The sequence below is a fragment of the Sphingomonas benefaciens genome (assembly GCF_052907485.1).
Genome location: NZ_JBREIC010000001.1, coordinates 512046 through 537288 on the forward strand (window position 1 = coordinate 512046; position 25243 = coordinate 537288).

23 protein-coding genes are annotated in these 25243 nt (G+C 67.2%); 10 read left to right on the forward strand and 13 right to left on the reverse strand.

The features are described from left to right. Positions 1-65: 65 nt before the first annotated feature. The 5 genes from frr to rpsB form a co-directional block, all read right to left on the reverse strand. Positions 66-623, reverse strand: a complete 558-nt coding sequence (gene frr / locus ACU5AX_RS02460; protein WP_446689523.1) for a ribosome recycling factor — start codon at positions 621-623, stop codon at positions 66-68. A gap of 3 nt (positions 624-626) precedes the next feature. Then, entirely contained in the window at positions 627-1358 is a 732-nt protein-coding gene (gene pyrH / locus ACU5AX_RS02465) for a UMP kinase (RefSeq protein WP_198352890.1), read from the reverse strand. 195 nt (positions 1359-1553) lie between these two features. Further along, positions 1554-3890: a TonB-dependent receptor gene (locus tag ACU5AX_RS02470; RefSeq protein ID WP_446690449.1), complete on the reverse strand. Its 2337-nt coding sequence runs from the start codon at positions 3888-3890 to the stop codon at positions 1554-1556. Positions 3891-4118: 228 nt separating this feature from the next. After that, complete coding sequence (gene tsf / locus ACU5AX_RS02475) at positions 4119-5054, reverse strand: translation elongation factor Ts (RefSeq protein ID WP_446689524.1); 936 nt, start codon at positions 5052-5054, stop codon at positions 4119-4121. Between the two features lie 93 nt (positions 5055-5147). After that, positions 5148-5972, reverse strand: coding sequence for a 30S ribosomal protein S2 (gene rpsB, locus ACU5AX_RS02480; protein WP_198352888.1), 825 nt, complete (start codon positions 5970-5972; stop codon positions 5148-5150). Positions 5973-6299: 327 nt separating this feature from the next. Between rpsB and ACU5AX_RS02485 the strand changes: the two genes are divergently transcribed. After that, entirely contained in the window at positions 6300-6527 is a 228-nt protein-coding gene (locus ACU5AX_RS02485) for a hypothetical protein (protein WP_446689525.1), read from the forward strand. On the opposite strand, the gene ACU5AX_RS02490 is transcribed toward ACU5AX_RS02485, so the two are convergent. Both ACU5AX_RS02490 and ACU5AX_RS02495 read right to left on the reverse strand, forming a co-directional pair. Beyond that, the gene (locus ACU5AX_RS02490; protein WP_446689526.1) at positions 6466-7296 is read right to left on the reverse strand and encodes a CDP-alcohol phosphatidyltransferase family protein; all 831 of its coding nucleotides are present in this window, start codon (positions 7294-7296) and stop codon (positions 6466-6468) included. The genes ACU5AX_RS02485 and ACU5AX_RS02490 overlap by 62 nt on opposite strands. Before the next feature lie 41 nt (positions 7297-7337). Next, positions 7338-8069: a phosphatidylserine decarboxylase gene (locus tag ACU5AX_RS02495; RefSeq protein WP_446689527.1), complete on the reverse strand. Its 732-nt coding sequence runs from the start codon at positions 8067-8069 to the stop codon at positions 7338-7340. A gap of 150 nt (positions 8070-8219) precedes the next feature. Between ACU5AX_RS02495 and ACU5AX_RS02500 the strand changes: the two genes are divergently transcribed. Beyond that, positions 8220-9440 (forward strand): NADP-dependent isocitrate dehydrogenase, encoded by a 1221-nt coding sequence (locus tag ACU5AX_RS02500; RefSeq protein WP_198352885.1) that lies wholly within the window; start codon positions 8220-8222, stop codon positions 9438-9440. 61 nt (positions 9441-9501) lie between these two features. Here ACU5AX_RS02500 and ACU5AX_RS02505 read toward each other — a convergent pair whose 3' ends face one another. Continuing rightward, positions 9502-10008 carry a hypothetical protein gene (locus ACU5AX_RS02505; RefSeq protein WP_446689528.1) on the reverse strand — a complete coding sequence of 169 codons (507 nt, stop codon included), beginning with the start codon at positions 10006-10008 and terminating at the stop codon, positions 9502-9504. A gap of 167 nt (positions 10009-10175) precedes the next feature. Here ACU5AX_RS02505 and ACU5AX_RS02510 point away from each other — a divergent pair, with 167 nt between their 5' ends. Next, on the forward strand, positions 10176-11954 hold the full coding sequence (locus ACU5AX_RS02510; RefSeq protein WP_446689529.1) for a cation:proton antiporter domain-containing protein: 1779 nt from the start codon (positions 10176-10178) through the stop codon (positions 11952-11954). Here ACU5AX_RS02510 and ACU5AX_RS02515 read toward each other — a convergent pair. Next, positions 11945-12379 carry a DUF488 domain-containing protein gene (locus ACU5AX_RS02515; RefSeq protein WP_446689530.1) on the reverse strand — a complete coding sequence of 145 codons (435 nt, stop codon included), beginning with the start codon at positions 12377-12379 and terminating at the stop codon, positions 11945-11947. The genes ACU5AX_RS02510 and ACU5AX_RS02515 overlap by 10 nt on opposite strands. Before the next feature lie 74 nt (positions 12380-12453). On the opposite strand from ACU5AX_RS02515, the gene trmFO reads away from it, so the two are divergent. Continuing rightward, the gene (trmFO, locus tag ACU5AX_RS02520) at positions 12454-13839 is read left to right on the forward strand and encodes a methylenetetrahydrofolate--tRNA-(uracil(54)-C(5))-methyltransferase (FADH(2)-oxidizing) TrmFO (RefSeq protein WP_446689531.1); all 1386 of its coding nucleotides are present in this window, start codon (positions 12454-12456) and stop codon (positions 13837-13839) included. Here the strand turns inward: trmFO and ACU5AX_RS02525 are convergent. From ACU5AX_RS02525 to ACU5AX_RS02535, 3 genes are all read right to left on the reverse strand, one after another. Continuing rightward, positions 13757-14188, reverse strand: a complete 432-nt coding sequence (locus tag ACU5AX_RS02525) for an EF-hand domain-containing protein (RefSeq protein WP_446689532.1) — start codon at positions 14186-14188, stop codon at positions 13757-13759. The genes trmFO and ACU5AX_RS02525 overlap by 83 nt on opposite strands. Positions 14189-14295: 107 nt before the next feature. Continuing rightward, entirely contained in the window at positions 14296-14949 is a 654-nt protein-coding gene (locus ACU5AX_RS02530; RefSeq protein ID WP_446689533.1) for a squalene/phytoene synthase family protein, read from the reverse strand. Positions 14950-15136: 187 nt separating this feature from the next. Then, positions 15137-16453: a hypothetical protein gene (locus ACU5AX_RS02535; RefSeq protein ID WP_198352878.1), complete on the reverse strand. Its 1317-nt coding sequence runs from the start codon at positions 16451-16453 to the stop codon at positions 15137-15139. Between the two features lie 170 nt (positions 16454-16623). On the opposite strand from ACU5AX_RS02535, the gene yaaA reads away from it, so the two are divergent. From yaaA to ACU5AX_RS02565, 6 genes are all read left to right on the forward strand, one after another. Then, positions 16624-17364, forward strand: a complete 741-nt coding sequence (gene yaaA / locus ACU5AX_RS02540; RefSeq protein WP_446689534.1) for a peroxide stress protein YaaA — start codon at positions 16624-16626, stop codon at positions 17362-17364. Then, a complete protein-coding gene (locus ACU5AX_RS02545; RefSeq protein WP_446689535.1) occupies positions 17361-18056 on the forward strand; it encodes an SDR family NAD(P)-dependent oxidoreductase in 696 nt (231 codons plus the stop codon). The genes yaaA and ACU5AX_RS02545 overlap by 4 nt, the downstream gene beginning before the upstream one ends. 124 nt (positions 18057-18180) lie before the next feature. After that, positions 18181-18480, forward strand: a complete 300-nt coding sequence (locus ACU5AX_RS02550) for a hypothetical protein (RefSeq protein WP_446689536.1) — start codon at positions 18181-18183, stop codon at positions 18478-18480. 167 nt (positions 18481-18647) lie between these two features. Then, the gene (gene gyrA / locus ACU5AX_RS02555; protein WP_446689537.1) at positions 18648-21458 is read left to right on the forward strand and encodes a DNA gyrase subunit A; all 2811 of its coding nucleotides are present in this window, start codon (positions 18648-18650) and stop codon (positions 21456-21458) included. Then, entirely contained in the window at positions 21455-21808 is a 354-nt protein-coding gene (locus tag ACU5AX_RS02560; RefSeq protein ID WP_446689538.1) for a DUF952 domain-containing protein, read from the forward strand. The genes gyrA and ACU5AX_RS02560 overlap by 4 nt, the downstream gene beginning before the upstream one ends. 102 nt (positions 21809-21910) lie before the next feature. Further along, complete coding sequence (locus ACU5AX_RS02565) at positions 21911-22465, forward strand: hypothetical protein (RefSeq protein ID WP_446689539.1); 555 nt, start codon at positions 21911-21913, stop codon at positions 22463-22465. A gap of 106 nt (positions 22466-22571) precedes the next feature. Here the strand turns inward: ACU5AX_RS02565 and alaS are convergent, their stop codons facing one another. After that, positions 22572-25217 carry an alanine--tRNA ligase gene (gene alaS / locus ACU5AX_RS02570; RefSeq protein WP_446689540.1) on the reverse strand — a complete coding sequence of 882 codons (2646 nt, stop codon included), beginning with the start codon at positions 25215-25217 and terminating at the stop codon, positions 22572-22574. Positions 25218-25243: the final 26 nt, after the last annotated feature.

Here is a 25243-nt window from a genome sequence, read left to right on the forward strand (position 1 = left end):
TCCGTAAGGAGCGACGGGCCGCTCATGCCCCCGGCATGAGCTAAACAGCTGACGCTGTTTGCCCGTCACTTGCCCAGGATTTCCTTTTCCTTCGCCGCCGCCGCCGCGTCGAGATCGGCGATGGTCGCGTCGGTCAGCTTCTGCACCTCGGTCTCGTGGCGCTTGCGCTCGTCCTCGCTGAACACGCCTTTCTTCTCGTCGGTCTTCAGGCTGTCCATGCCGTCGCGGCGGACGTTGCGCACCGCAATGCGCGCCTGCTCGGCATATTTGCCGGCCAGCTTGGCCAGCTCCTTGCGCCGCTCCTCGGTCAGGTCGGGGATCGGCAGGCGCAGCGTCTGACCGTCGTTGATCGGATTGAGGCCGAGCCCGGCCGAGCGGATCGCCTTCTCGACCGGCCCGACATTGCTCTTGTCCCAGACCTGCACCGACAGCATGCGCGGCTCCGGCGCCGACACGGTCGCGACCTGGTTGAGCGGCATGTGCGCCCCATAGACCTCGACGGTCACCGGATCGAGCAGCGAGGTCGAGGCGCGGCCCGTACGCAGGCCGCCGAGGTCGTGCTTGAGCGCTTCGACCGCACCGGCCATGCGGCGCTCGAGATCGGACTTGTCATAGGCTGGCATGGCTTACTCCGTTTCCTTCTGCACGACCGTCGACACACCCTCGCCGCGCAACACGGCGGAGAAATTGCCATGCTCGCGGATGTTGAAGACGACGATCGGAATATTCGAATCCCGGCACAGGGCAACGGCGCTGGCGTCCATTACCTTGAGATTGTCGGCCAGCACGGTGTCGTAGCTGACCGTCGCATAACGCTTTGCGCTGGCATCCTTCTTGGGATCGGCATTGTAGACGCCATCGACGCTGGTGCCCTTGAACAAGGCATCGCAGTTCATCTCTGCGGCGCGCAAGGCGGCGCCCGAATCGGTGGTGAAGAAGGGCGAGCCGACGCCGGCGGCGAAGATCACCACCCGTCCCTTTTCCAGGTGGCGCATGGCGCGACGACGAATGAACGGTTCGCACACCGATGCCATCGGGATCGCCGATTGAACGCGGGTCTCGACGCCGATCTGCTCCAGCGCATTCTGCACCGCCAGCGCGTTCATCACCGTCGCGAGCATGCCCATATAGTCACCGGTCGCGCGCTCCATGCCGCGCGCCGCGCCCGATATGCCGCGGAAGATGTTGCCGCCGCCGACCACGATGCACAGCTCGTACCCCTGCGCCTTCACGTCGGCGATCTCTTCGGCGACGCGGGCGGTGACGGTGGGATCGATCGACAGGCCGGAGCCGTCGCCCATCAGGACTTCGCCGGACAATTTCAACAAGATGCGTTTAAAGCGCGGCGCGGGGCTCATGAGGTCCTATTCGTCTATGGGGAGGCGGCGCGGACCTTAGGCGGAGAGGCGCGCGGGAGCAACCTCGGCTCGCCGTGCCTTGGTGAGGTTTCCGTGCAGATGCCGGGCGTTCGCCGCGAGCCCCGACCGGCGGCAAACGCCCTCCCCCCCTCCGGCGGCGGGAGGGGGATCGGGGCCTGGTGGCGGGCGCCGCGGTCAGAAGCCGCGGCGGATCGTCACGAAGAACTGGCGCGGCGCCCCGGCCAGCAGGGTCTGGTTGTCACCGCTCGCGGTGTAACCGTTCGAACCGATCGTCGAGATGTACTTCTTGTCGGTCAGGTTGGTGACGCTGCCCTCGATGGCGAAACCGTGGAACACGCCGCTGTCCTCGCCGAAGCGATAGCCGAGGCTGGCATCGACCAGCACCCGTCCGGCGACCGACTGATCGTTGAGATAGGTGAAGTAGCGCTTCGCCATATAGTCGACGCCGGCGCGGGCGAAAAAGCGGCTGTCGTCGTAGACCAGCTCGCCCTTCGCCATATGTTCCGGCGTGTCGACCACGGTCTTGCCCGCAGTCGCGGTCAGCACCTGTCCGGCGGCGTTCCGGACGTCGTCCTGATAGGTCGCCTTGTTGTAGCTGTAGCTGGCGAACACGGTCAGCGGCCGGACGATCCGGTAAAAGGCCGATACTTCGGCGCCGTAGCTTTCCACGCTGCCGGCATTGTTGAGCGTCGGCGGATTGCCCTGGATGCCCGAACCGTTGGCGAAGCTGAGCAGGCGATTGGCGAAATGGATGTAATATCCCGCCGCCGACAGTTGCAAGCCGCCGGTGCGCAGGCGGACACCGCCCTCGCCCGTCTTCGACGTCTCGGGCTTGAGCGTGTTGCGGATCGCGTTGAACCCGTCCTGCGTGGTCGCGAACGGCCCGGAGGTCGCCGACGAGACAAAGGCGCGCATATTCTCGGTATAGCTGGCGAACACTTCCGCGCCGTGGCCAAGGTCGAACACCGCGCCGACCTGCGGCAGGAACCAGTCTTCGGCCTTGATCTTGCCGTTGACCAGCGAGCCGGTGAGCAGATTGGCCTGATTGCGGACGCGCATGCCCTTCCAGCCGCCGTTCAGTGTCAGGGCGCCGAGCCGCAGCGTGTCGGCGACGAAATATTGCAGCGTCTCGGTGTCGTATTTGCCGTTCCACTGCGTGAAATAGGGATTGGACTGGAAGTCGCGGGCGTTACGATCCGCGCTCGTGTTGCTCATCCCATAGAACCGGCGTGCCTGGGTAAAGCTGTTGCTTTCGTACCAGCCCCCGACCTCTAGGCGGTTGGCGCCGGTGTCGAGCGCGAGGCGCGTGACGTTGCCGCCGCGGTCGATACCATATTCGGTGGTGCGAAAGCCGAGCGGCGAGGCATAGCCGTAGGCCGCGGCCGAGGCGAGCGGCAGTGGTTGGCCGTCACCGCCGAGCGCACCGGCCGGCGTCGGCGAATAGGGCGTGATCCACGATCCCTGGCCCTTGTTGTGATGGTAATAGGTGATGGAGACGATCGACAGCCGGTCGGTCAGTCGGCCGTCGAAGGTGACGCCACCCAGCCAATCCCGGCGCAGACCTGCGGCGTCATAATAGGCATCGTCGACGCTGCCGAAGCCGGTCGGGAGGGTATAGCCGGCGTCCGCCCACGGCGCGACGAAGCCGACGGTGACGCCGCCGTTCGCCTGACGATAGGCGGCGAGCGCCGCCTGGTTCTGGTAAACCCGCGCCAGTTGCAGCGCGAGCGGATAATTGTCGCTGATATTGTCGTCGTTGAGGCCGCGCCGGCTGATGATCGCGTAGCTCAGATCCTGATAGTCGTTCTCGCGACGATCCGAATAATCGACGAAGGCGGTGATGCTGCCGCGTGTCCCCAGATCCTCGACCAGCTTGGCGTTGACCTGATGCTGGCGCTGCGTGCCATATCCCTTCCACTTGTCGGTGGTGAGATAGCCATAGCTGACATAGCCCTTCAGCCCGCCGCCGAGATCGCCGGTGTCGAGCCGGGCGAAACCGCGCCAGGTATTGTCGCTGCCATAGGTGCCGGAGCCGACCAGATCGAACGTCTCCGACGGCTTGCGGGAAGTAAATTGGATCGTGCCGCCGAGGTTGCTGGTCGAGGCGGTGCCGAGCACCCCTGCCCCCTGCGCCACCGTGGTGCTGGCGAGGTTTTCCGAGATGACGGCGCGGCTGATGTGCAGGCCGTTGACGTTGCCGTAGCTCATGTCGCCGAGCGGCACGCCGTCAAGGGTGAAGCCGAGCTGGTTCTGGTTGAAGCCGCGCAGCGAGATGCGCGTCGACCATTCATAGGCGCCGAATGCATCCGCCGACTGGAAATTGACCCCGGGGAGCTTGGCGATCGCCTTCAGCGGCGAAGTGCCCGGCGTCAGCCGTTCGAGATCGATCGCGGTGACCGTCTGCACCTGACGGCTCTCGCCGAAGCCGAGCACGACGATGTCGCCGCTCTCTTGCGTCGCCGATTGATCCTGCGGTGCCGGGTCGGCCGCGGCGGGCAATTCCTGCGCCATGGCCGGCGCGACGAGGCCAATGGCGGCAACGGTGGTGAGCAACGCGATCCTGGTCAGCACTTCGATCGTCCCCCTTGAAGTCCGGCGTGGGCCTAGGGAGGGCGCAGGTCAGCGCGGTGACATGTTGGTTACCAAAAGGTTGCAGCAGGCGATTGCGTGGGTTTCGAAACGCAAAGGGCGCCATCCTCGCGGACGACGCCCCTTGCGCAATCGGTCGTGACGACCGGCTTACTGCTTCTGCGGCACGCCCGAGGCGGCGGCGACTTCGGCGGCGAAGTCGGACACTTCCTTCTCGATGCCCTCGCCGAGCTGGAAGCGGACATAGTCGACCAGCTTGATCTCGGCGCCGGCGTCCTTGCCCGCCTTGGCGACGACGTCGCTGATCTTGGTCTTGCCATCCATCACGAACAGCTGGCTGACCAGAGCATGCTCCTTGCGGTACTTGGCGATCGAACCTTCGACCATCTTGGCGATGATGTCCGCCGGCTTGCCGCTCTCGCCCGCCTTCTCGGCCGCGATCGCGCGCTCGCGCTCGATTTCCGCCTCGTCGAGGTCCTCCTCGTTCAGCGCCTTCGGGAAGGCGGCGGCGATGTGCATCGCCAGCTGCTTGCCGAGCGCCTGCAGCGTCTCGTCGTTCGCCTCCGATTCGAGCGCGACGAGCACGCCGATCTTGCCGAGGCCCGGCGACTGCTGGTTGTGGACGTAGGACACGACGGCGCCCTTCGTCACTTCGAGACGCTTGGCACGGCGCAGCGACTGGTTTTCGCCGATCGTCGCGACGTTGTTGGTCAGCACCTCGGCGACGGTCTTGCCCGACGGGGTCTTCTCGTCCTTCAGCGCCTCGACGTCGTCGCCGGTCGCCAGCGCGATCTGGGTGACCTCGCGGACGAACTGCTGGAACTGGTCGTTCTTGGCGACGAAGTCGGTTTCCGAATTGACCTCGACCACCGCACCCTTGGTGCCCGAGACGGCGACGCCGACCAGGCCCTCGGCGGCGGTACGGCTCGACTTCTTCTGCGCGGCCGCCAGACCCTTGGTGCGCAGCCAGTCCAGCGCGGCGTCCATGTCGCCGCCGGCCTCGTTGAGCGCCTTCTTGCAGTCCATCATGCCCGCGCCGCTCTTCTCGCGCAGGTCCTTGACCATCGCGGCGGTGATATCGGCCATTGTGCTATCCTCTAGTTTCGAATGTGGTTGCGGGCGGGGCGGAGCGCTCCGCGCCCTGCCCCGCCCGCATGAAAGTTCGATGACGTCGGTGGCTTATGCGTCGATCTGACGCTCGGCCTCCGCGCCAGCACCCTCGACGTTGGCGGCCGCCGGCTGCTCCGGCTCGACCGAGACGGCCTCCTCGACGGGAGCCTCCTCCATCGCACCAAGATCGACGCCGCGGCGCTGCTGCTGCTCGACGTTGCCGCGAGTCGCGGCGATCGCGATCGCCTCGCAATACAGGCGGATCGCGCGGCTCGCATCGTCGTTCGCCGGCACCGGGAAGGCGATGCCGTCGGGCGAGACGTTCGAATCGAGGATCGCGACGACCGGGATGCCGAGCGTGTTGGCTTCCTTGATCGCCAGCTCTTCCTTGTTGGCGTCGATCACGAACATCACGTCGGGGATGCCGCCCATGTCACGGATGCCGCCGAGCGACAGCTCGAGCTTGTCGCGCTCACGGGTGAGCTGCAGCACTTCCTTCTTGGTCAGGCCGTGCGTGTCGCCCGACAGCTGCTCCTCAAGGCTCTTGAGGCGCTTGATCGAATTGCTGATCGTCTTCCAGTTGGTGAGCATGCCGCCCAGCCAGCGGTGGTTGACGAAATGCTGGCCCGAACGACGCGCGGCCTCGGCGACCGGCTCCTGCGCCTGGCGCTTGGTGCCGACGAACAGCACCTTGCCGCCGGCGGCGACGGTCGACGACACGAATTCGAGCGCGCGCGCGAACAGCGGCACGGTCTGCGACAGGTCGATGATGTGGACGCCGTTGCGATCGCCGAACAGATACGGCTTCATCTTCGGGTTCCAGCGATGGGTCTGGTGGCCGAAGTGCGCGCCGGTTTCAATGAGCTGCTGCATGGTGACGACGGGAGCCGCCATAGGGATAGATCCTTCCGGTTAAGCCTCTGGGAAGCGGATGACGTGCGACCGATCAGGCCGACGCACCGGGCTATGTTGCTTCCCATGCGGGGTTGAGAGGGGCGCCCCTAGCGCAACGCGATACGGAACGCAACCACTTGACCGTGGAACGTACATGGAACATAGAGGGTCCATCAGGGGCACGGACGCTGGAACAGATCAAGACCGTTACGAAAGTCGCTGAAAAAGCGCGAAAAATTCCGAAGCGGGCGGAACCTGATGGTTAATCACCGGTTTAGCGGACTTATCCACAAGAAAGTTCGCGCCAGGGAGGCGAACATGGTTGCAATGGTCAGCATTATGATTTTCGTCGGTGCGTTTGCGGTTGCCGCCGGCGTGATCGTCGCGACGGTCGCGCCGCAATGGCGGCGGATCGTCCGCTTGATGGACGGCCATGTCGAGCCGGCGTTCATGCCGCTCGCCCAGCTCGCCACTGCCGAACGCCGTATCGCGGTCAGGCGCTGGGCGGCGACGCCGGTCCCCGCGGCCGTTCGCCGGTTGCGCGAAGTCGCTTGAACCGGGCATAGCCCATCACGCTGAACGGAATGCTGATCAGATAGCCGAGGCACAGCACGCAGAGTGTATGCCATGGCATCGACACCAGCGCGGCACCGAGCAGCACGACCCCCGCCAGCGCCTCGAATCGCACCGTCCGGCGCAACCGGAACGACGCCCAGGAGTAGGTCGCGACGCTGGATGCCATCAGCACGGCGATGAACGCGATCCATGGCGCCACCAGCCAGGGCGAGGCGAACAATGGTTCGTCGGTCCAGAACCAGAAATAGAGCGGCAGCATTGCCAGGGCAGCGCCTGCCGGTGCTGGCACGCCGGTGAGGAAGCCCGCCGATTTGTGCGGCTGTTCGTCGGCGTCGATCCGCGCGTTGAACCGCGCGAGACGCAAGGCGCAGAAAACCGCGAAGACGAGCGCGCAGATCCAGCCGAGCCGCGGCAAGGCGGCCAGCGACCAGAGATAGACGATTAGCGCCGGCGCCACGCCGAACGAGATGGCGTCAGACAGGGAATCGAGTTCGGCGCCGAAGCGGCTTTCGCCGCGCAGCAATCGCGCGATGCGACCGTCGATACCGTCGAGGACACCGGCGATCATGATCATCGTCACCGCACTCTGCCATTCGCCGCCGATCGCGAAACGAACGCCGCTCAGCCCCGAACACAAGGCAAGCGCGGTGACGGCATTGGGCGCGACGGCGCGCAACGGCAGCCCGCCGGCCGGACGACGCAGCGCCCGCAGCGGACGGCGCGGCCGCACCGGCGGAGCCGTCGGCATCGGATCGGGATCGATCGCCGGCAGCAAAGGATCGTCCGGCGTCACTGGCTGATGCCTGCAACCGGCACGCCGCCGACGCGACCGATCACCGTCTCGCCCGCGATCGAGCGCTGGCCGAGCACGACCTGCGGCACGATGTCGTCGGGCAGAAAGACGTCGACGCGGCTGCCGAAGCGGATCAGGCCGATCCGCTGGCCGGTCGCCACCATGTCGCCGGGCTTGACGAAGGGGACGATGCGGCGGGCGACGAGGCCGGCGATCTGGGTAAAGCCGATGCGACGGCCGTCGCGGCCCTGGACGACGATATGCTGGCGTTCATTCTCGTCCGAAGCCTTGTCGAGATCGGCGTTGAGGAACTTGCCGGAGATGTAGACGACCTGGCGGATCGTACCAGCGATCGGCGTGCGATTGATGTGGACATCGAACACCGACATGAAGATCGACACACGGGTCAATGGCGCATCGCCAAGCTCGCCGACCAGCTCGCGGGGCACCGGCACGCGCTGGATCATCGTCACCAGTCCGTCGGCAGGCGCGATGATCAGGCCCTCGCCGGTGGGCGTCGTGCGTACCGGATCGCGGAAGAAGGTCAGCACCCAGATGACGACCGCGAACAGCGGCCAGAACAGCACCTTGGTGACGATCGTCGCCAGCAAAGTGATGCCGAAGGCGATGGCGGCATATTTGTGCCCCTCCGGATGAACGGCGGGAAAGCGCCATTTGACGGTGGTCGTCGGCAGTGGCGTGTGGGGAGGCTTTTCGAGCGATGGCATAGATCGAGGGTGTAACCGTGACCTTCCGGCAACACAACGCCGGAGCCGCGCGGCGGCGCGCGATCCGCGGACCGGCCCGCATCGCAGGTTGATCCCCTGCCCGCTTCTGCCTAGACGAGCGGCAAATTCCCCTCCCATAGGATGCGAAACATGGCGAAGATCAAGGTGAACACGCCCGTCGTGGAGATCGACGGCGACGAGATGACGCGGATCATCTGGGAATGGATCCGCGAGCGCCTGATCAAGCCGTACCTCGACATCGAACTCGACTATTACGATCTCGGCATCGAGCATCGCGACGCCACCGAGGACAAGGTGACGGTCGACGCCGCCAAGGCGACGCAGAAATATGGTGTCGCGGTGAAGTGCGCGACGATCACCCCCGACGAGGCGCGGGTCGAGGAATTCGGCCTGAAGAAGATGTGGAAGTCGCCGAACGGCACGATCCGCAACATCCTGGGCGGCGTCGTGTTCCGCGAGCCGATCGTGATCAAGAACGTCCCCCGCCTGATCCCGGGCTGGACGCACCCGATCGTCGTCGGCCGCCACGCCTTCGGCGACCAGTATAAGGCGACCGACTTCCGCGTGCCGGGCCCGGGCAAGCTGCGCCTCGTCTTCGAGGGTGAGGACGGCACGCGGATCGACGAGGAGGTGTTCCAATTCCCCTCGTCGGGCGTCGCGATGGGCATGTACAATCTCGACGATTCGATCCGCGACTTCGCCCGCGCGTCGATGCACTATGGTCTCAACCTGAAGTGGCCGGTGTATCTGTCGACCAAGAACACGATCCTCAAGGCCTATGACGGCCGCTTCAAGGACCTGTTCGCCGAGGTGTTCGAGGCCGAGTTCAAGGACAAGTTCAAGGAAGCCGGCATCGTCTACGAGCATCGCCTGATCGACGACATGGTCGCATCGGCGCTGAAGTGGAACGGCGAGTTCGTCTGGGCCTGCAAGAACTATGACGGCGACGTCCAGTCGGACCAGGTCGCGCAGGGCTTCGGCAGCCTGGGCCTGATGACCTCGGTGCTGCTCACCCCGGACGGCAAGACGGTGGAGGCGGAAGCGGCGCACGGCACCGTCACCCGCCACTATCGCCAGCATCAGCAGGGTAAGGCGACGTCGACCAACCCGATCGCGTCGATCTTCGCCTGGACCGGCGGCTTGAAGTATCGCGGCAAGTTCGACAACACGCCCGACGTCGTCCGCTTCGCCGAGACGCTGGAACGCGTCTGCATCGAGTGCGTCGAGAATGGCCAGATGACCAAGGATCTCGCCATCCTGATCGGGCCGGACCAGCCGTGGATGACCACCGAGCAGTTCTTCGAGGCGGTGCGGTCGAACCTGGAAACCAAGATGGCCGCCTGGGCCTGATCGCCTTCACGCGAACCAACAAAAGACGGGGCGCGACCGCGAGGTCGCGCCCCTTTTCGTATCAGCGCTGACGCAGCTCGACGACCAGCCCCGCGTCACCGCGCACGACGGCGACGCCGCTCGGCGGCACGGCGATCGTCTGCCGCAACTCGACCGAGCGCGTCCCGCCGCAGACTTCGTCGCCGGACCGCACCCAGCGCACGGTCACCGCGATCCGCGACGCATTCGCGTCGTCAATAACTGGCGACAATTGGACGCTGATTTCGTTCTGGTCGTTGGACCACGGCCGGGGGCCGCATTGTTCGGGCAGCGGCTCCTGCACGCTCTGTCGCCAGACGCTGACGCCGCGACTGGCGACCCAGAGTGCACCGTCCCACAGCGGCAGATTGCCCGCCCTCACCACCACACCGATCCGGCTGCGCTTCGGTGCCGGCATCGTCGGCACTCCGTTGCGGTTCGATTGCCCCGGCGGGGGGCTGATCGGGGTCAGGTAGATCTGGGGCGGCGCCGGTGGCGCCGGCGGCGCCGCAATGACGGCGGCTTGCAGTGCGGTGAGCATGATGATCATCAGAAAATCTCCCCTTCGATCACGATGATGCCCCGCTAATCTTTGCCGCGATTGCAAGAAGAGCGGTTAATGGGCGGACGCGCGCAACACCGACAAAACATTGCCGGACGCGGCGCGCAGGCGATCAATGCCTGACAACCGACGCCCAACATGATTAAGGTCGCGGCATGGCAATTGGTCTCGACAATGAAGGTTTCTCGGACACGCTGGTGATCCTGGGCGCAGCGGGGTTGGTGATCCCCGCCTTTGCGCGCTTCAAAGTCAGCCCGGTGATCGGCTTCATCCTGGTCGGCATATTGGTCGGACCGGCGGGGCTCGGCAGCCTCGTGCCGCAAGCGCCGTGGCTTTATTATCTGACCATCTCCAACCCGGAATCGATCGAGCCGTTCGCCGAACTTGGCATCGTCATGCTGCTGTTCTCGATCGGGCTGGAATTGTCGTTCCGACGGCTCTGGTCGCTGCGGCGCCAGGTGTTCGGCACCGGTCCGGCGGAGCTGCTCGGCTCGGCGGCGCTGATCGGCGTCACGCTCCACCTGCTCGGCCAGCCCTGGGCGGGGGCGGCGGGGCTCGGCCTCGCGCTGGCACTGTCGTCGACCGCCTTGGTGCTGCCGCTGGTCGGCACGACCAGTCCGGTCGGGCGCGGCGCCTTCTCGATGCTGCTGTTCGAGGATCTGGCGCTGGTGCCGATCATCTTCGCATTGGGTGCCATGGCGCCGACCGCGAGCGAGGGCGGCTGGGTCGGCCTGGCGGGCGTGGCGCTGCGCGGCATGGGCACGGTGGCGGCTATCTACATCGGTGGCCGCATCTTCCTGCCCCGCCTGTTCGCGCAGGCGGCGCGGACCAAGAGCCCGGAACTGTTCCTCGCCGCCTCGCTGCTCGTCGTCATCGTCGCCAGCGTCGCGACCACCGCGGCCGGTCTGTCACCGATCGTGGGTGCGCTGCTCGCGGGGCTGCTGATCGCCGAGACCGAATATCACACCGAGGTCGAACTGGTGACCGCGCCGTTCAAGGGCCTGGCGCTCGGCGTGTTCCTGATCACCGTCGGCATGAGCCTCGATCTCAGGCTGATCCTCGCAAATTGGCCGGGGCTGCTCGCCGCGGTGGTCGGCGTGGTGCTGGTCAAGTCGGTGGTCACCTATCTGCTGCTGCGCGTCGCCCAGTCGCGCCGCGGTCTGGCGGCGGAAACCGGCCTGCTGATGGGCAGCCCGTCCGAAACCACGCTGATCGTGCTCGCCACCGCGACGCAGGCGCAGCTGATCACCGCCTCCACCGCCGCCTTTTGGCAGACGGTGACCGCGATCGGGCTGACGATCACGCCGTTGCTCGCGCGTGCCGGCCAGGTGATCTCGCGGCGGATCGACGCCCGCGCGCAGGACGCCCTGACGCCGGAGCCGGACGACACCGCCGCCGTGGTGATCGGCTTCGGCCGCGTCGGCCGGATGGTCGCGGACCTGCTGCGTGTGCACAAACAGCCGTTCATCGCGGTCGACGCCGACATCGACGCGGTCGGTGAGGCACGCGAGGCCGGCTATCCCGTGGTGTTCGGCGACGTCGCCCGCGGCGAGCTGATCGAGCGGCTGGGCATTGCGCGTGCGCGTGCGCTGATCCTGACCATGGACGATCCGGTGCTGACCGTGCGGCTGACCCGGCGGATCCGCGCGCTGGCGCCAGACCTGCCGATCATCGCCCGCGCGCGCGACCCGGACCATGCCGCCGAACTCTATCGTGCCGGCGTCACCGACGCAGTGCCGGAGACGCTGGAAAGCTCGCTGCAGCTTTCCGAGGCGGTGCTGGTCGATCTGGGCGTGGCGATGGGCCCGGTCATCGCCTCGATCCACGAGAAGCGCGACGAGCTGCGCCAGACGATCCGCCAGGCCGCGGCGCTCGACCGCGAACCGCGTATCCGCCGCGTCCGCCGGCTGAGCGAGGCGACGGGTCAGACGTAGAGGTCGACGACCTCCGCCCGCTCCGCCACCGCGGCGAGCAACAGGGTGCGGTGGCAATGGCCGGGCTCGCGTTCGTAGCAGAGCAAGGCGCTCGGCATCTCGCCGGCAAGGTCGAGCATCGCCGCGGCCGCCGCCTGCGCTTCGGGCAGGTCGAGCTGCTCGTCGTAGACCGCGCGCAGCGTCGCGACATCGCCCTTCTTGGCGGCATCCCGACCGCGCTTGGGCGTGCCGAGCGCCTTGAGGTGGACATAGTCGATCCCCGCCTCGCGCAGGCTGCCGGCGAGCGGCGTCTTGGAGAAGCCGGGGCGACGCGACGAGGGCAAGGCGCGGATATCGATGACGCGGCGCACGCCCGCGCGCGTCAGCGCGGCGAGGAAGTCGGCCATGGTCGCGCCTTCGTAGCCGATGGTGTAGATGGTCGTCATCGCGCCGATATAGGCACGACCGCGCCATGCCGCTAAGGCCCGCGCTTTCCTCTTACCTGCTCGGCACCACAGTCATGACCTCGCATCATATCCATATCGTCGGCGGCGGCCTCGCCGGATCCGAAGCCGCCTGGCAGCTCGCCGAGGCCGGCTTCCGCGTCAGGCTGTCGGAGATGCGCGGCGGCGGCGATGGGACGGCCGCGCATCAGACCGACAGTCTTGCCGAACTGGTCTGCTCGAACAGCTTCCGGTCGGACGATGCCGAGTCCAATGCGGTCGGCTTGCTGCATCAGGAGATGCGCGCGATGGGATCGCTGATCATGGCGCAGGCGGACAGGCATCGGGTGCCTGCCGGCTCAGCACTGGCGGTCGACCGGGAGGGGTATTCGGCGGGCGTCACCGCGGCGCTGGCGCAGCATCCCAATGTCACGTTGGTGCGCGAGCGCATCGACACCCTGCCGGAAGGCCCGGCGATCCTCGCCACCGGACCGCTCACCGCGCCGGCGCTGGCGGAGGCGATCGGCGGCGCGACCGGGACGGAGGCGCTCGCCTTCTTCGATGCGCTGGCGCCGATCGTCCATTTCGACACGATCGACATGGACATTGCATGGAAGGCGTCGCGCTGGGACAAGGGCGAGGCCGATTACATCAACTGCCCCATGGACAAGGACCAGTATCTCGCCTTCCACGCCGCGCTGCTGGCTGGCGAGAAGACCGAGTTCAAGGAGTGGGAGAAGGACACGCCCTATTTCGACGGCTGCATGCCGGTCGAGGTGATGGCGGAGCGCGGCGTCGACACGCTGCGCTACGGCCCGATGAAGCCGGTCGGCCTGGACAACCCCCGCACCGGCCGCTGGCCCTATGCGGTGGTGCAGCTGCGGCAGGACAATGCCCAAGGCACGCTGTGGAACATCGTCGGCTTCCAGACCAAGCTGAAACATGCCGAACAGGTGCGGCTGTTCCGCACCATACCGGGGCTGGAAAATGCCGAATTCGCCCGGCTGGGCGGGCTGCATCGCAACACCTTCATCCGCTCGCCGGACCTGCTCGATGCCACGCTCCGCCTGCGCAACCGCCCCAATTTACGCTTCGCCGGGCAGATCACCGGCTGCGAGGGCTATATCGAAAGTGCGGCGATCGGCCTGCTCGCCGGCCGCTTCGCCGCCGCCGAGCTGGCCGGCCAGGTGCTGGCGCCGCCGCCGGTGGAAACCGCCTTGGGCGCGCTGCTGCACCATATCACCGGCGGAGCGGAAGCCGCCACATATCAGCCGATGAACGTCAATTTCGGCCTGATGCCGCCGATCGAAGGGCGAACCAAGAAGGCCGACCGCAAGAAGATGTACACCGCGCGGGCGCAAACCGCCTTCCGCGGCTGGCTCAGCTGTCTTCCGTCTCGGCCGGCGCCGTCGACGGACGCTCCGCCGGCGGACATTTCGCGCGCGATGGCGACTTCCGCTTGACCGCGGTGGTGGCGAATTCCGTCGGGTCCATCGCACCCGAATGATCGCGATCGGCGGCGGCGAACTTGGTCGTCGCCTTGATCGCCCATTCGTCGAACGACAGCCGGCCATCGCCATTGGTATCGAGCTTGACAAAGGCCTTGCGGCGGCAGCGAGATATTCGTCGCGCGTCACCTTGCCGTCGCGATCCTTGTCGTAGCGGGCGAAGCGCTTCTCCTCGCGCGTCGCCGCCGTCGCCTCCGGCACGACACCCGCATCCTTCGCCGCCGCCGAAGTGGTCGCCTGCGCGGCCGCGGGCGCTGCGGGCAACAGCGGCTGCGGGGCACCGCCGCCATGCATCAACAGCCATGCCGCCACCGCCGCGGCAGCGATCGCCGCGCCCCCCGTCAGATATCGCCACATGATCCGCCCTCCGGTCGCGCCGAAATCTAGCGCGGCGGAGGCTGCGAGCAACGCCTATCGACCGGTCATCCGAAAGCGCACCACGATCAGCGACTTGGCTAGCGGCGACCGATCGCCGAGCGCGAGCCGGGCGAGCAAGGCGAGTATTCCGACCGCACGGGCAGCGTCCCACCGATTCGCGAAGGCCCGCTGGAGCAGATCGTCGGCATGGCGACGGATCTCCCCGGCCAGCGCGTCATCGCTGCTGTGCGACGCGAGATCGGCGAGTGCCCACCCCTGCCCGGCGGTACGCAACGTTTCGGCATCGGCCCCTAGGACACGGCCGGCCAGTGCGAACAAGGCACCGCCCCGCGCTGCCGCATAGGCGTCGAAGCCAGCCGGATCGTCGGGCATCGCCTCGAGCAGCATTTCCCACCCCTCGACCAGCATCGCGAGTTCGGCGCCCGTGACGCCATGCGGCAGGACCTCGGCGCCCAATGCCTGCAACAGCGGCTCGGCGGGAGGCGGAGCTTGGTCAAGCCGGGTGAGGGCATCGTGCCACCACGTCAGCCGCATCTGGCCGATCATCGGATCGCGCGCCGCCCGTACGATCGCGCCGAACCGCTGGTCGAGCGCGAGCAGCGCCGCCAACGCACCGCGATCGGCCGGCGCGGCGCTGGCGACGGCGATCTCGCGATCGGGGGTCAACTCCTCGACGATGCTGTCCATCAGACAGCCCTATCGCCACGCTAGCGGCGCGTCGTCCCCTTTCGTGCGAGGCCCCGTCAGCCATCACGTCCAGCCCTTGCTATCGACGAGTCGCTCAATCGGCCTCATCGCTGCGACCACGCCGCCCCCCCAAACGAAAAGGGCGGCCCCGCGGGACCGCCCTTTCCCCGTCGTACCGACCGATCGATCAGGCGGCCGGCGTCGCGGCCGTGCTGGTGCCGGTCTGCAGCCACGTCGTCCACAGGCCGGCGATGTCGGCGCGCGGCTGCGTGGTGATCGAGGCGAAGGTGGTCTGCGCCCCCGCCTTGTCGCCAGAGCGCGCTTGGGCGATGGCGAGGTGCGTGTTGACCTCGTCCTTGTCGACGCCGCCCTTGGTCAGCGCCTGGCGGTAGAGTTCGATCGCCTTGGCGTAATTGCCCTGGCCGAGATAGGCGTCGGCGGTCTGCGCGGACAGCTTGCCGTCCTTCGCGGCCGCGGCCTGCTTCTCGCTGCTGGCGAGCGAACCCTCGTTCTTGATCGCGGTGTTGGCATCGCCGAGCAGTCGCTTGGAGAAGGTGCTGGTTGCCGGGATCTTGCCCGACGCCATGCCTTCCTTCAGCACCGCCGCCGCCTCATAGGGGTTGCCGCGGTCGTAGACGGCCTGGGCATATTCCTCATAGGCCGCCTGGTCGACCAGCGAGTTGCTCGCGCGCATCAGGCGGAACAGGTCGATCTGCTGCAGCTTGTCGGTCTTGACCGGCGCATTCTGGGCGAAGGCGTACTGCAGGATCACGTCGCGCCACACCTTCGGCGTCGGATAGGCGACCAGATACTTTTTCATCCAGTCGATCGTCTGCGCCTTCATGCCCTTGCCGTTGGCGGTGGCGATGGCATAGCGATAATAGGCTTCCGGCGGGGTCTGGCCGGCGGCCTTCTGCGCGGTCACGACCTGATCGAGATCGGTGAGGCCGCCGGCGACGTCGCCGCTCTGCACCTTCAGCTTGGCGAGCTGGATGTCGAGATCGGGGCTGGTGAAGCCGGCCTGCTTCGCCTGGGTGAAATATTGCACCGCGACCTGCGACTGGCCGCTGTTCGCCGCCAGCGCGCCGCGACGGAACAGATACTTGCCGCGATCGGCGGCCGGCGTGCTCTTCGCCGCGATCAGCGCGTCGAGCGGCTTGGCGAGCACGGTCTCGTCGACCGGCGCCTTGGGATTGGCATCCTGTGCCGCGGCGAGCTTGCGGTTTTCGAGATCATAGCGCAGCGCGGCAGCGACATATTTGTCGTCGTCGGTGGTCGCGGCAGCCTCGATCTGCGCGACCAACGGCTCAGCGGCGGCGACGTTGTTCTGCGAGATCGCGGTCTGTGCCTGCGAGGCGACCGCGAGCACGGGCTTGCTCAGCTTGAAGCCGGGAGCCTGGGCCTGTTCCTTCTTGTCCTTGGCGACGGCGGGCGTCGCGAGGGCAAGGCCACTCACGCCGGTGGCCAGCGCGGCGGCCAGCGCCAGCTTCGAAAGGGTCTTCATGCGAACTCTCTCCGTTTAGGGCATGCCAAGTGAACGATTGGCAGGGCAACGTGCGGCGTTGCTGTAGAGGTCCCTGCCGAGCCGTTCAAGCGAGGCTAACCATCGCGCCCTTGCCGCCAGCCACTGAACGGCGATTGAACGGCATCGTCGCGCCGGCTACCGGCGGGGCCATGATTGCGCTGCTCTCCCCCGCCAAGACGTTGGATTACGAATCGCCGCTGCCGGCAGTCGCACCCAGCCGGCCACGCTTTGCTGACGAGGCGACGACGCTGGCCAAGGCGGCGTCGCACCTGACGCAGAAGAAGCTGCAGGAGCTGATGCACATCTCGCCCGCGCTGGCGAAGCTCAACGCTGACCGCTTCCGCGACTTCGCCGACGCGCCGGAGCGGCCCGCCCTGTTCGCCTTCGCCGGCGACGTCTACACCGGGCTGGAAGCGGCGACTCTGCCCGAGGAATCCTTGCCCTTCGCGCAGGACCATCTGCGTTTGCTGTCCGGCCTGTACGGTTTGCTGCGACCGCTGGATTTGATGCGCCCCTATCGCCTTGAGATGGGGACGCGCTGGGCGCCGCGGCGCAGCAAGCTGACCGACTGGTGGGGCGATCGTATCGCCGCCGCTCTGGTCGACGATCTGCGCGCGGAGGGTGGCGACACCATCCTCAACCTCGCCAGCCAGGAATATTTCGCCGCGGTCGCCGGCCGCCTGCCCAAGGACGTGCGCGTGATCGCCGTCGATTTTCGCGACGGCGACCGCTTCATCAGTTTCCACGCCAAAAAGGCGCGCGGGATGATGGCTCGCTGGATGGTGGAGCATCGCGTCACCGATCCGCAGGCGATGCAGGGGTTCGACAGCGACGGCTACGCCTTCGACGCAGCCGACAGCGACGGCGACAGCTGGACGTTTCGCCGGTGAGCGCCGCGGTGGTCATCGGCGCCTCAGGCGGGATCGGCCATGCACTCATCGCCGCCCTGCGCGAGGAGGAGACGTACGACGTCGTTCACGCCCTGTCGCGCAGTGGGCCCGGCGATGCCCAGATCAACATCGAGGACGAGGAAAGCATCGCCGCCGCCGCGGCGCGGATCGCCGCCGGTCCGGTACCGTCGCTGGTGATCGTCGCCAGCGGGCTGTTGCACGACGGAGAGCGAGGACCCGAGAAGACCTATCGCGACCTCGATCCGGCGTGGCTGATGCGGACGCTGGCGGTGAACGCGGTCGGCCCGGCGCTGGTCGCCAAACATCTGCTGCCGCTGATGCCGAAGCAGGGGCGCAGCATCTTCGCCATTCTGTCCGCCCGTGTCGGCAGCATCACCGACAACCGCCTCGGCGGCTGGTACGGCTATCGCATGGCCAAGGCGGCGGCCAATCAGCTGGTCCGAACGCTGGCGATCGAGGAGAAGCGGCGCAACGATCGGTCGATCGTCGTCGGCCTGCATCCCGGCACCGTCGATACCCGCCTATCGAAGCCGTTCCAGGCGAATGTGCGGCCCGGAACGCTGTTCACGCCCGATCGCGCTGCATCGCAACTGCTCGATGTCCTTGACGGACTGAAGGTGACGGATAGCGGACGGCTGTTCGACTATGAGGGCAAGGAAATCCAGCCCTGAAGGGGGTGGAAGCGAAGATGACACCAATGTCATCGGCCAGCCACGCTGCCGACAGATGGGCGCGCGCATCCTTGACTGACGACGTCCGTCGGACGGACGATCGGTGCATCGCAAGGAGAGAGCCATGACCAAGTCGCTTCCCGTCCTGATCTTGTCCACCGCCGCATTGCTGACCGCCGGCACCGCGTCGGCACAGGGCATGACCCCGACCCACAAGGCGCAGGCGAAGACCACCGTCGCCACCAAGACGACCACCACGACCCGTCCGTCCGCCGCTCCTGCCGCCAAGGCGACCAGCCGCGCGACGACGACCCGGCAGACCGCGGCCAATGGCCGGATGGTCACGACCAAGACCGCGACTGGCAAGACCGTGACCTACAATTGCAGCAAGGCCGGCAACGCCAACAAGAAGGCCTGCAGATAAGCATCTCGCCGTGCCGCGCGCCGCGGCGCGGCCGATCGTCCAGCGCGGCCGGGTTTCGGCCCAACCGCGCTGGCAGCGTCTCTCGCGGGCGCACGCGCGCGTGACATTCCGGCGACTCATGCCTAGATAGGGGTTCGTTACACCCCCATCTTCGGAAAGCATGATCCTTGGCCGACGAGACCGTCCTCGCCGAACCCCCCGCCCATCCCGAGGGCATCTCGACGATCTCGATCGTCGACGAAATGAAGTCGAGCTACCTCGACTATGCGATGAGCGTGATCGTCGCCCGCGCGCTGCCCGACGTGCGCGACGGGCTGAAGCCAGTGCATCGGCGCATCCTTTTCTCCGCGCAGGAAAGCGGGTTCTTCTTCAACCGGCCCTATCGCAAGTCGGCGCGCATCGTCGGCGACGTGATCGGTAAATATCACCCGCACGGCGACACCGCGATCTACGACGCTTTGGCCCGCATGACCCAGGATTGGTCGATGCGGCTGCCGCTGATCGACGGCCAGGGGAACTTCGGTTCGATGGACCCCGATCCGCCCGCCGCGATGCGCTACACCGAGGCGCGGCTGGCGCGGGCCGCCAACTATCTGATGGAGGATCTCGACAAGGATACCGTCGATTTCCAACCCAATTACGACGCCAGCGAGCGCGAGCCGCAGGTGCTGCCGGCGCGCTTCCCCAATTTGCTGGTCAACGGCGCCGGCGGCATCGCGGTCGGCATGGCGACCAACATCCCGCCGCACAATCTCGGCGAGGTGGTCGACGCCTGCCTGGCCTATATCGACAATGGCGCGATCACGATCGAGGAGCTGATGGAGATCGTGCCGGGGCCGGACTTCCCGACCGGTGCGATCATCCTCGGCCGCGCCGGCGCACGTTCCGCCTACAACACCGGCCGCGGCTCGATCATCGTGCGCTCGCGCCACGAGGTCGAGGAGGGTCGCGGCGACCGCCGGTCGATCGTGCTGACGGAAATCCCATTCCAGCAGGGTAAGAACGCGCTGGTCGAAAAGATCGCCGAAGCCGCCAAGGACAAAAGGATCGAGGGCGTCAGCGACATCCGCGACGAATCGAACCGCGAGGGCGTGCGGATCGTCATCGACCTGAAGCGCGATGCGACGCCGGACGTGGTGCTGAACCAGCTGTGGCGGCATACGCCCGCGCAGGGCTCCTTCCCCGCCAATATGCTCGCGATCCGCGGCGGCCGGCCGGAGACGCTAAACCTCAAGGACATCATCCAGTCCTTCGTCCAGTTCCGCGAGCAGGTGATCACCCGCCGCTCCAAGTTCGAGCTCGCCAAGGCGCGCGATCGGGCGCACATCTTGCTCGGCCTGGTGATCGCGGTGACCAACCTCGACGAGGTGGTGCGGATCATCCGCGGCTCGGCCAGCCCGGCGGAGGCGCGCGCGGCGCTGCTCGGCCGCGAGTGGCCGGTGGCGGAGATCGCGCCCTATCTGAAGCTAGTCGAGGCGGTCGATACCCAGGCGACCGGCGACACCTATCGCCTGACCGAGGTGCAGGTCCGCGCGATCCTCGACCTGCGGCTGCATCGCCTGACCGCGCTTGGCCGCGACGAGATCGGCGAGGAGCTGAAGGGCCTCGCCGATTCCATTGCCGAGCTGCTCGCCATCCTCGGCAGCCGCGCCAAGCTCTATGAAGTGATGCGCGAGGAATTGGTCGATGTCCGCGCCGCCTTCGCCACGCCGCGGCGTACCGAGATCGCCGCGGCAGCCGACGGTATCGATGACGAGGATCTGATCGAGCGTGAGGACATGGTCGTCACCGTCACGGTGCAGGGCTATATCAAGCGCACGCCGCTCGACACCTTCCGCGCCCAGAAGCGCGGCGGCAAGGGCCGCGCCGGCATGGCGACCAAGGACGAGGATGCGATCACCTCGCTGTTCGTCACCTCCACCCACACGCCGGTGCTGTTCTTCTCCAACCACGGCAAGGTCTATCGCAAGAAGGTCTGGCGCCTGCCCGAGGGTGGACCGGCGACGCGCGGCCGCCCGATGATCAACCTGCTGCCGCTCAGCCCCGGCGAGACGATCTCGACCGTGCTGCCGCTGCCCGAGGACGAGACGCGCTGGGGCGATCTGCACGTCATGTTCGCGACCGCCAACGGCACGGTGCGGCGCAACGCGATGGACGCCTTCGCCAACGTTCCGACCAACGGCAAGCTGGCGATGCGCTTCGACGAGGGATCGGACGACCGGCTGATCGGCGTCGCCCTCCTGACCGAGGACGACGACGTCCTGCTCGCCACCCGGGCTGGCAAGGCGATCCGCTTTGCGGCCACCGAGGTGCGCGAGTTCCAAAGCCGTACCTCGACGGGCGTGCGCGGCGTCAGCCTCGCCGAGGGCGACGAGGTCATCAGCCTGTCGATCCTGCGCGGTTTCGCGGCGACGACCGAAGAGCGCGACGCCTATCTCAAGGCGGCACCGTGGAAGGAAGGCGACCGTGAGATGTCGCTGCCGCCGGAGCGTATGGCGGAGTTCGAGGCGGCGGAGGAGTTCATCCTCACCGTCACCGCCAACGGCTACGGCAAGCGCACCTCCGCCTATGAATATCGCCGCACGGGTCGCGGCGGCCAGGGGATCACCAATATCGTTTCCGCCGGGCGCAACGGCCCGGTGGTGGCGAGCTTCCCGGCGCACAACGGCGAGCAGCTGATGCTGGTCACCGATCAGGCGAAGCTGATCCGCATGTCGGTCGGCGACGTGCGCGTCACCGGCCGCAACACGCAGGGCGTGACGCTGTTCAACGTCGCCAAAGACGAGCACGTCGTCTCCGCCGCGCGGATCGACGAGGAGGAAGAGCCGGAGAATGCCGCCGAGGCGCTGGTCGCGGAGGAGCGCGCCGATGCTCCCGCGGCGGACACCTCCGACGCGATCATGCTCGACGACGGCACGGGCCCGCAGACCATGGACGAGCGCGTCCACGAAACCGACGACGAGAGGGACGAGGCATGAGCGAGAAACCGCTGACCGCCTACAAGGTGCTGACCGCGGACGAGATGGCGACGTTGGAACGGGACGGGCGCTTCGCCGGCGCCCCGATCGACCTTGCCGACGGCTACATCCATCTGTCGACCGCCGCGCAGCTGACCGAAACGGTCGACAAGCATTTCGCCGGCCAGACCGACCTTTACGTCGCCGCCGTCGACCTGGACGCGCAGGACGATCCGGTGCGCTGGGAGACCTCGCGCGGCGGACAGCAGTTCCCGCACCTGTATGGCCCGCTGCTGCTCGAAACCATCGTCGCCTATTCGCCGCTGACGCGCGACGAAGACGGTCGCGTACGGCTGCCGATCACCGGCTGATCGCACCCGCCACTCCGTCCGCCGCAGAAAACGGGCGGAACCGCGATACGCACCCCATCGTTTCTCTGTCTCAACGACGCGAAACAATTGGGAGATATGTTGATGCGTACCTTGGCCCTGACGATCGGCACCCTGATGCTGGTGCCCGCCGCGGCTCAGGCCCAGCAGGCCGCGCCGCAGTCCACGGTCGAAGGCGGCGCGAGCGCAACCGCCGCGACCCCGACGGTCGGCGCCACCGTCTATGATTCCGCCGGCGTCGCGCTCGGCACCGTCGCGCAGGTGACGCCGCAGGCGATCATCCTCAACACCGGTTCGGCGCAAGTGCCGGTGCCGCCGACATCGATCGGCAAAACCGACAAGGGCTTTGCCATGGCGATGACCAAGGCCGACCTGGATGCCGCCGTCGCCTCGTCGCAGGCGCAGGCCAAGGCGGCGCTGAAGGCGAAGCTGGTCGCCGGCACGCCGGTCACCGGCCTGAACGGCGCGACGCTCGGCACGGTCAAGGCTGCGGACGAGCAATATGTGACGCTGACCACTGCCAAGGGCGATGTGAAGCTGCCGATCGCCGGCTTCAGCCTGAATGCCAGCGGCAATGTCGTGGCCGGCGTCACCGCCGACCAGCTGGCCGCGGCGACGGCGTCGGCGACCGCGAAGTAACCCTTGCCGGGCGCCCGCCCGGTCGACGAAATAGAAGCCCCCTTCCGATCCCATCGGCGGGGGGCTTTTCTTTACCTCCTAGCGGGGCCCAGGCCGAAGCGACGTCTTACCCCGCGAGGGCGGCGCGGATCGCGTCGAGCGCGTCCGCGGCCTTGTCGCCGTCCGGGCCGCCGCCCTGCGCCATATCAGGCCGACCACCACCGCCCTGCCCCCCTAGCGCCGCGACGGCCCGCCGCAGCAGGTCGACCGCATTGTGGCTGGCGACCAGATCCTCGGTCACGCCGACCGCCACCGAGGCGCGACCGTCGTTCACCGCGACCAGCGCCGCGACGCCCGATCCCAGCCGCTGCTTGGCGTCGTCCACCGCACCGCGCAGGCCCTTGGCCTCGAAGCCGTCCAGCACCTGACCGATGAACGCGACCTGGCCGATCTGCTCCGGCCCCGCCGCCTGGCCGCCGCCGCCGCCCATGGCCAGGGCCTTCTTCGCCTCGGCCAATTCGCGCTCGAGCCGGCGCCGCTCGTCGACCAGCGCGGCGACACGCGCGGGAACCTCGTCAGGCGTGGTCTTCAACGTCGCAGCCGCCTCGCGCAGCTTCTCGTCGCGACCGTTGAGATAGCTGCGCGCCGCCTCGCCGGTGAGCGCCTCGACGCGGCGCACGCCGGAGGAGACGGCACCCTCGCCGACGACCTTGAACAGGCCGATGTCGCCGAGCGCATCGACGTGCGTGCCACCGCACAGTTCGAGCGAATAGGTCTGGCCGCCATCGTCCGTGCCCATCGACACGACGCGGACCTCGTCGCCGTATTTCTCGCCGAACAGCGCCATCGCGCCCTCGGCGATCGCCTCGTCGGGCGTCATCAGGCGGGTGGTGACGCGGCCGTTGCCGCGGATCTGCGCATTGACCGCGGCTTCCGCGTCGGCCAACTCGTCCGCCGTCATCGCGATCGGATGCGATACGTCGAAGCGCAGCCGTTCGGGTGCGACCAGCGATCCCTTCTGCGCGACATGGCCGCCCAGACGTTGGCGGAGCGCCTCGTGCAACAAGTGGGTGGCGCTGTGATTGGCGCGGATCTGGCCGCGGCGCGCGACATCGATCTGCAGCTTCACCGCGTCGCCGACCTTGATCGTGCCAGCCTGCACCTCGGCATGATGGACGAACAGGCGGCCGAGCTGCTTCGACGTGTCGGTGACCAGCGCGCGCAGCCCGACGTCGCTGCTGATCAAGCCGGTGTCGCCGACCTGGCCGCCGCTTTCGGCGTAGAACGGCGTCTGGTTGACGATGATCGCGACGGTGTCGCCGGCGGTGGCGTGATCGACGCGCGCCCCATCCTTGACCAGCGCGAGCACCGCGCCCTCGCCCTGGTCGACGCTGTAGCCGATGAATTCGGTCGAGCCGCTTTCCTCGGCGATGTCGAACCACAGATCGTCCGATGCCTTGGCGCCGGATCCCTTCCACGCGGCGCGCGCGGCGCGCTTCTGTTCCGCCATCGCCGCGTCGAAGCCGGCGCGGTCGACGTGTAGGCCCTGGGTGCGCAGCGCATCCTCGGTCAGGTCGTAAGGGAAACCATAGGTGTCATAGAGCTTGAACGCGGTCTCGCCGGCCAGCGTCGCGCCATCGCTCATGCCCACGGTCGCCTCGTCGAGCAGCTTCAGCCCCTTGTCGAGCGTCTTGCGGAACTGCGTCTCCTCCTGGCGCAGCGTCGCTTCGATCAGCGGCTGGGCGCGGACGAGTTCCGGATAGGCGGCGCCCATTTCGGCGACCAGCGCCGGCACCAGCCGGTGCATCAACGGCTCCTTGGCGCCGAGCAGATGCGCGTGCCGCATCGCCCGCCGCATGATCCGGCGCAGCACATAGCCGCGGCCCTCGTTGGCCGGCAGCACGCCGTCGGCGACGAGGAAGCCGGACGAGCGCAGGTGATCGGCGATGACCCGGTGCGACGCTTTCTGCGCACCTTCGGCATGGGTCGCGGTCAGCGATTCCGATGCGGCGATCAGCGCCTTGAACGTGTCCGTGTCATAATTGTCGTGCACGCCCTGCAGCACCGCCGCGACGCGCTCCAGCCCCATGCCGGTGTCGATCGACTTCTTCGGCAATTCGCCGACGATCTCGTTGGCCTCCTGCTCATATTGCATGAAGACGAGGTTCCAGATCTCGACGAAGCGGTCGCCGTCCTCGTCCGGGCTGCCCGGCGGGCCGCCGGCGATATGCTCGCCATGATCATAGAAGATCTCCGAGCACGGACCGCACGGCCCGCTGTCGCCCATCGCCCAGAAATTGTCCTTGGTCGGGATGCGGATGATGCGATGATCGGGCAGGCCGGCGATCTTCTTCCACAGCTCGAACGCCTCGTCGTCGGTGTGGTAGACGGTCGCGGTCAGCTTGTCGGCGGGCAGCCCCCAGTCGCGGGTCAGCAGCGTCCAGGCGTGCAGGATTGCCTGTTCCTTGAAATAATCGCCGAACGAGAAATTGCCCAGCATCTCGAAGAAGGTGTGGTGGCGCGCGGTATAGCCGACATTGTCGAGGTCGTTGTGCTTGCCGCCGGCGCGCACGCACTTCTGCGACGAGGTGGCGGTCGAATAGGGCCGGCTCTCAAGCCCCGTGAAGACGTTCTTGAACGGGACCATGCCGGCGTTGACGAACATCAGCGTCGGGTCGTTCTGTGGCACCAGCGGCGCGGACGGCACGATCTGGTGCCCCGCCTTGCCGAAATAGTCGAGGAAGCCGCGGCGGATGTCGTTGGTCGAAGTCATAGGGGATGCGACTTAGGCGAGAGCGC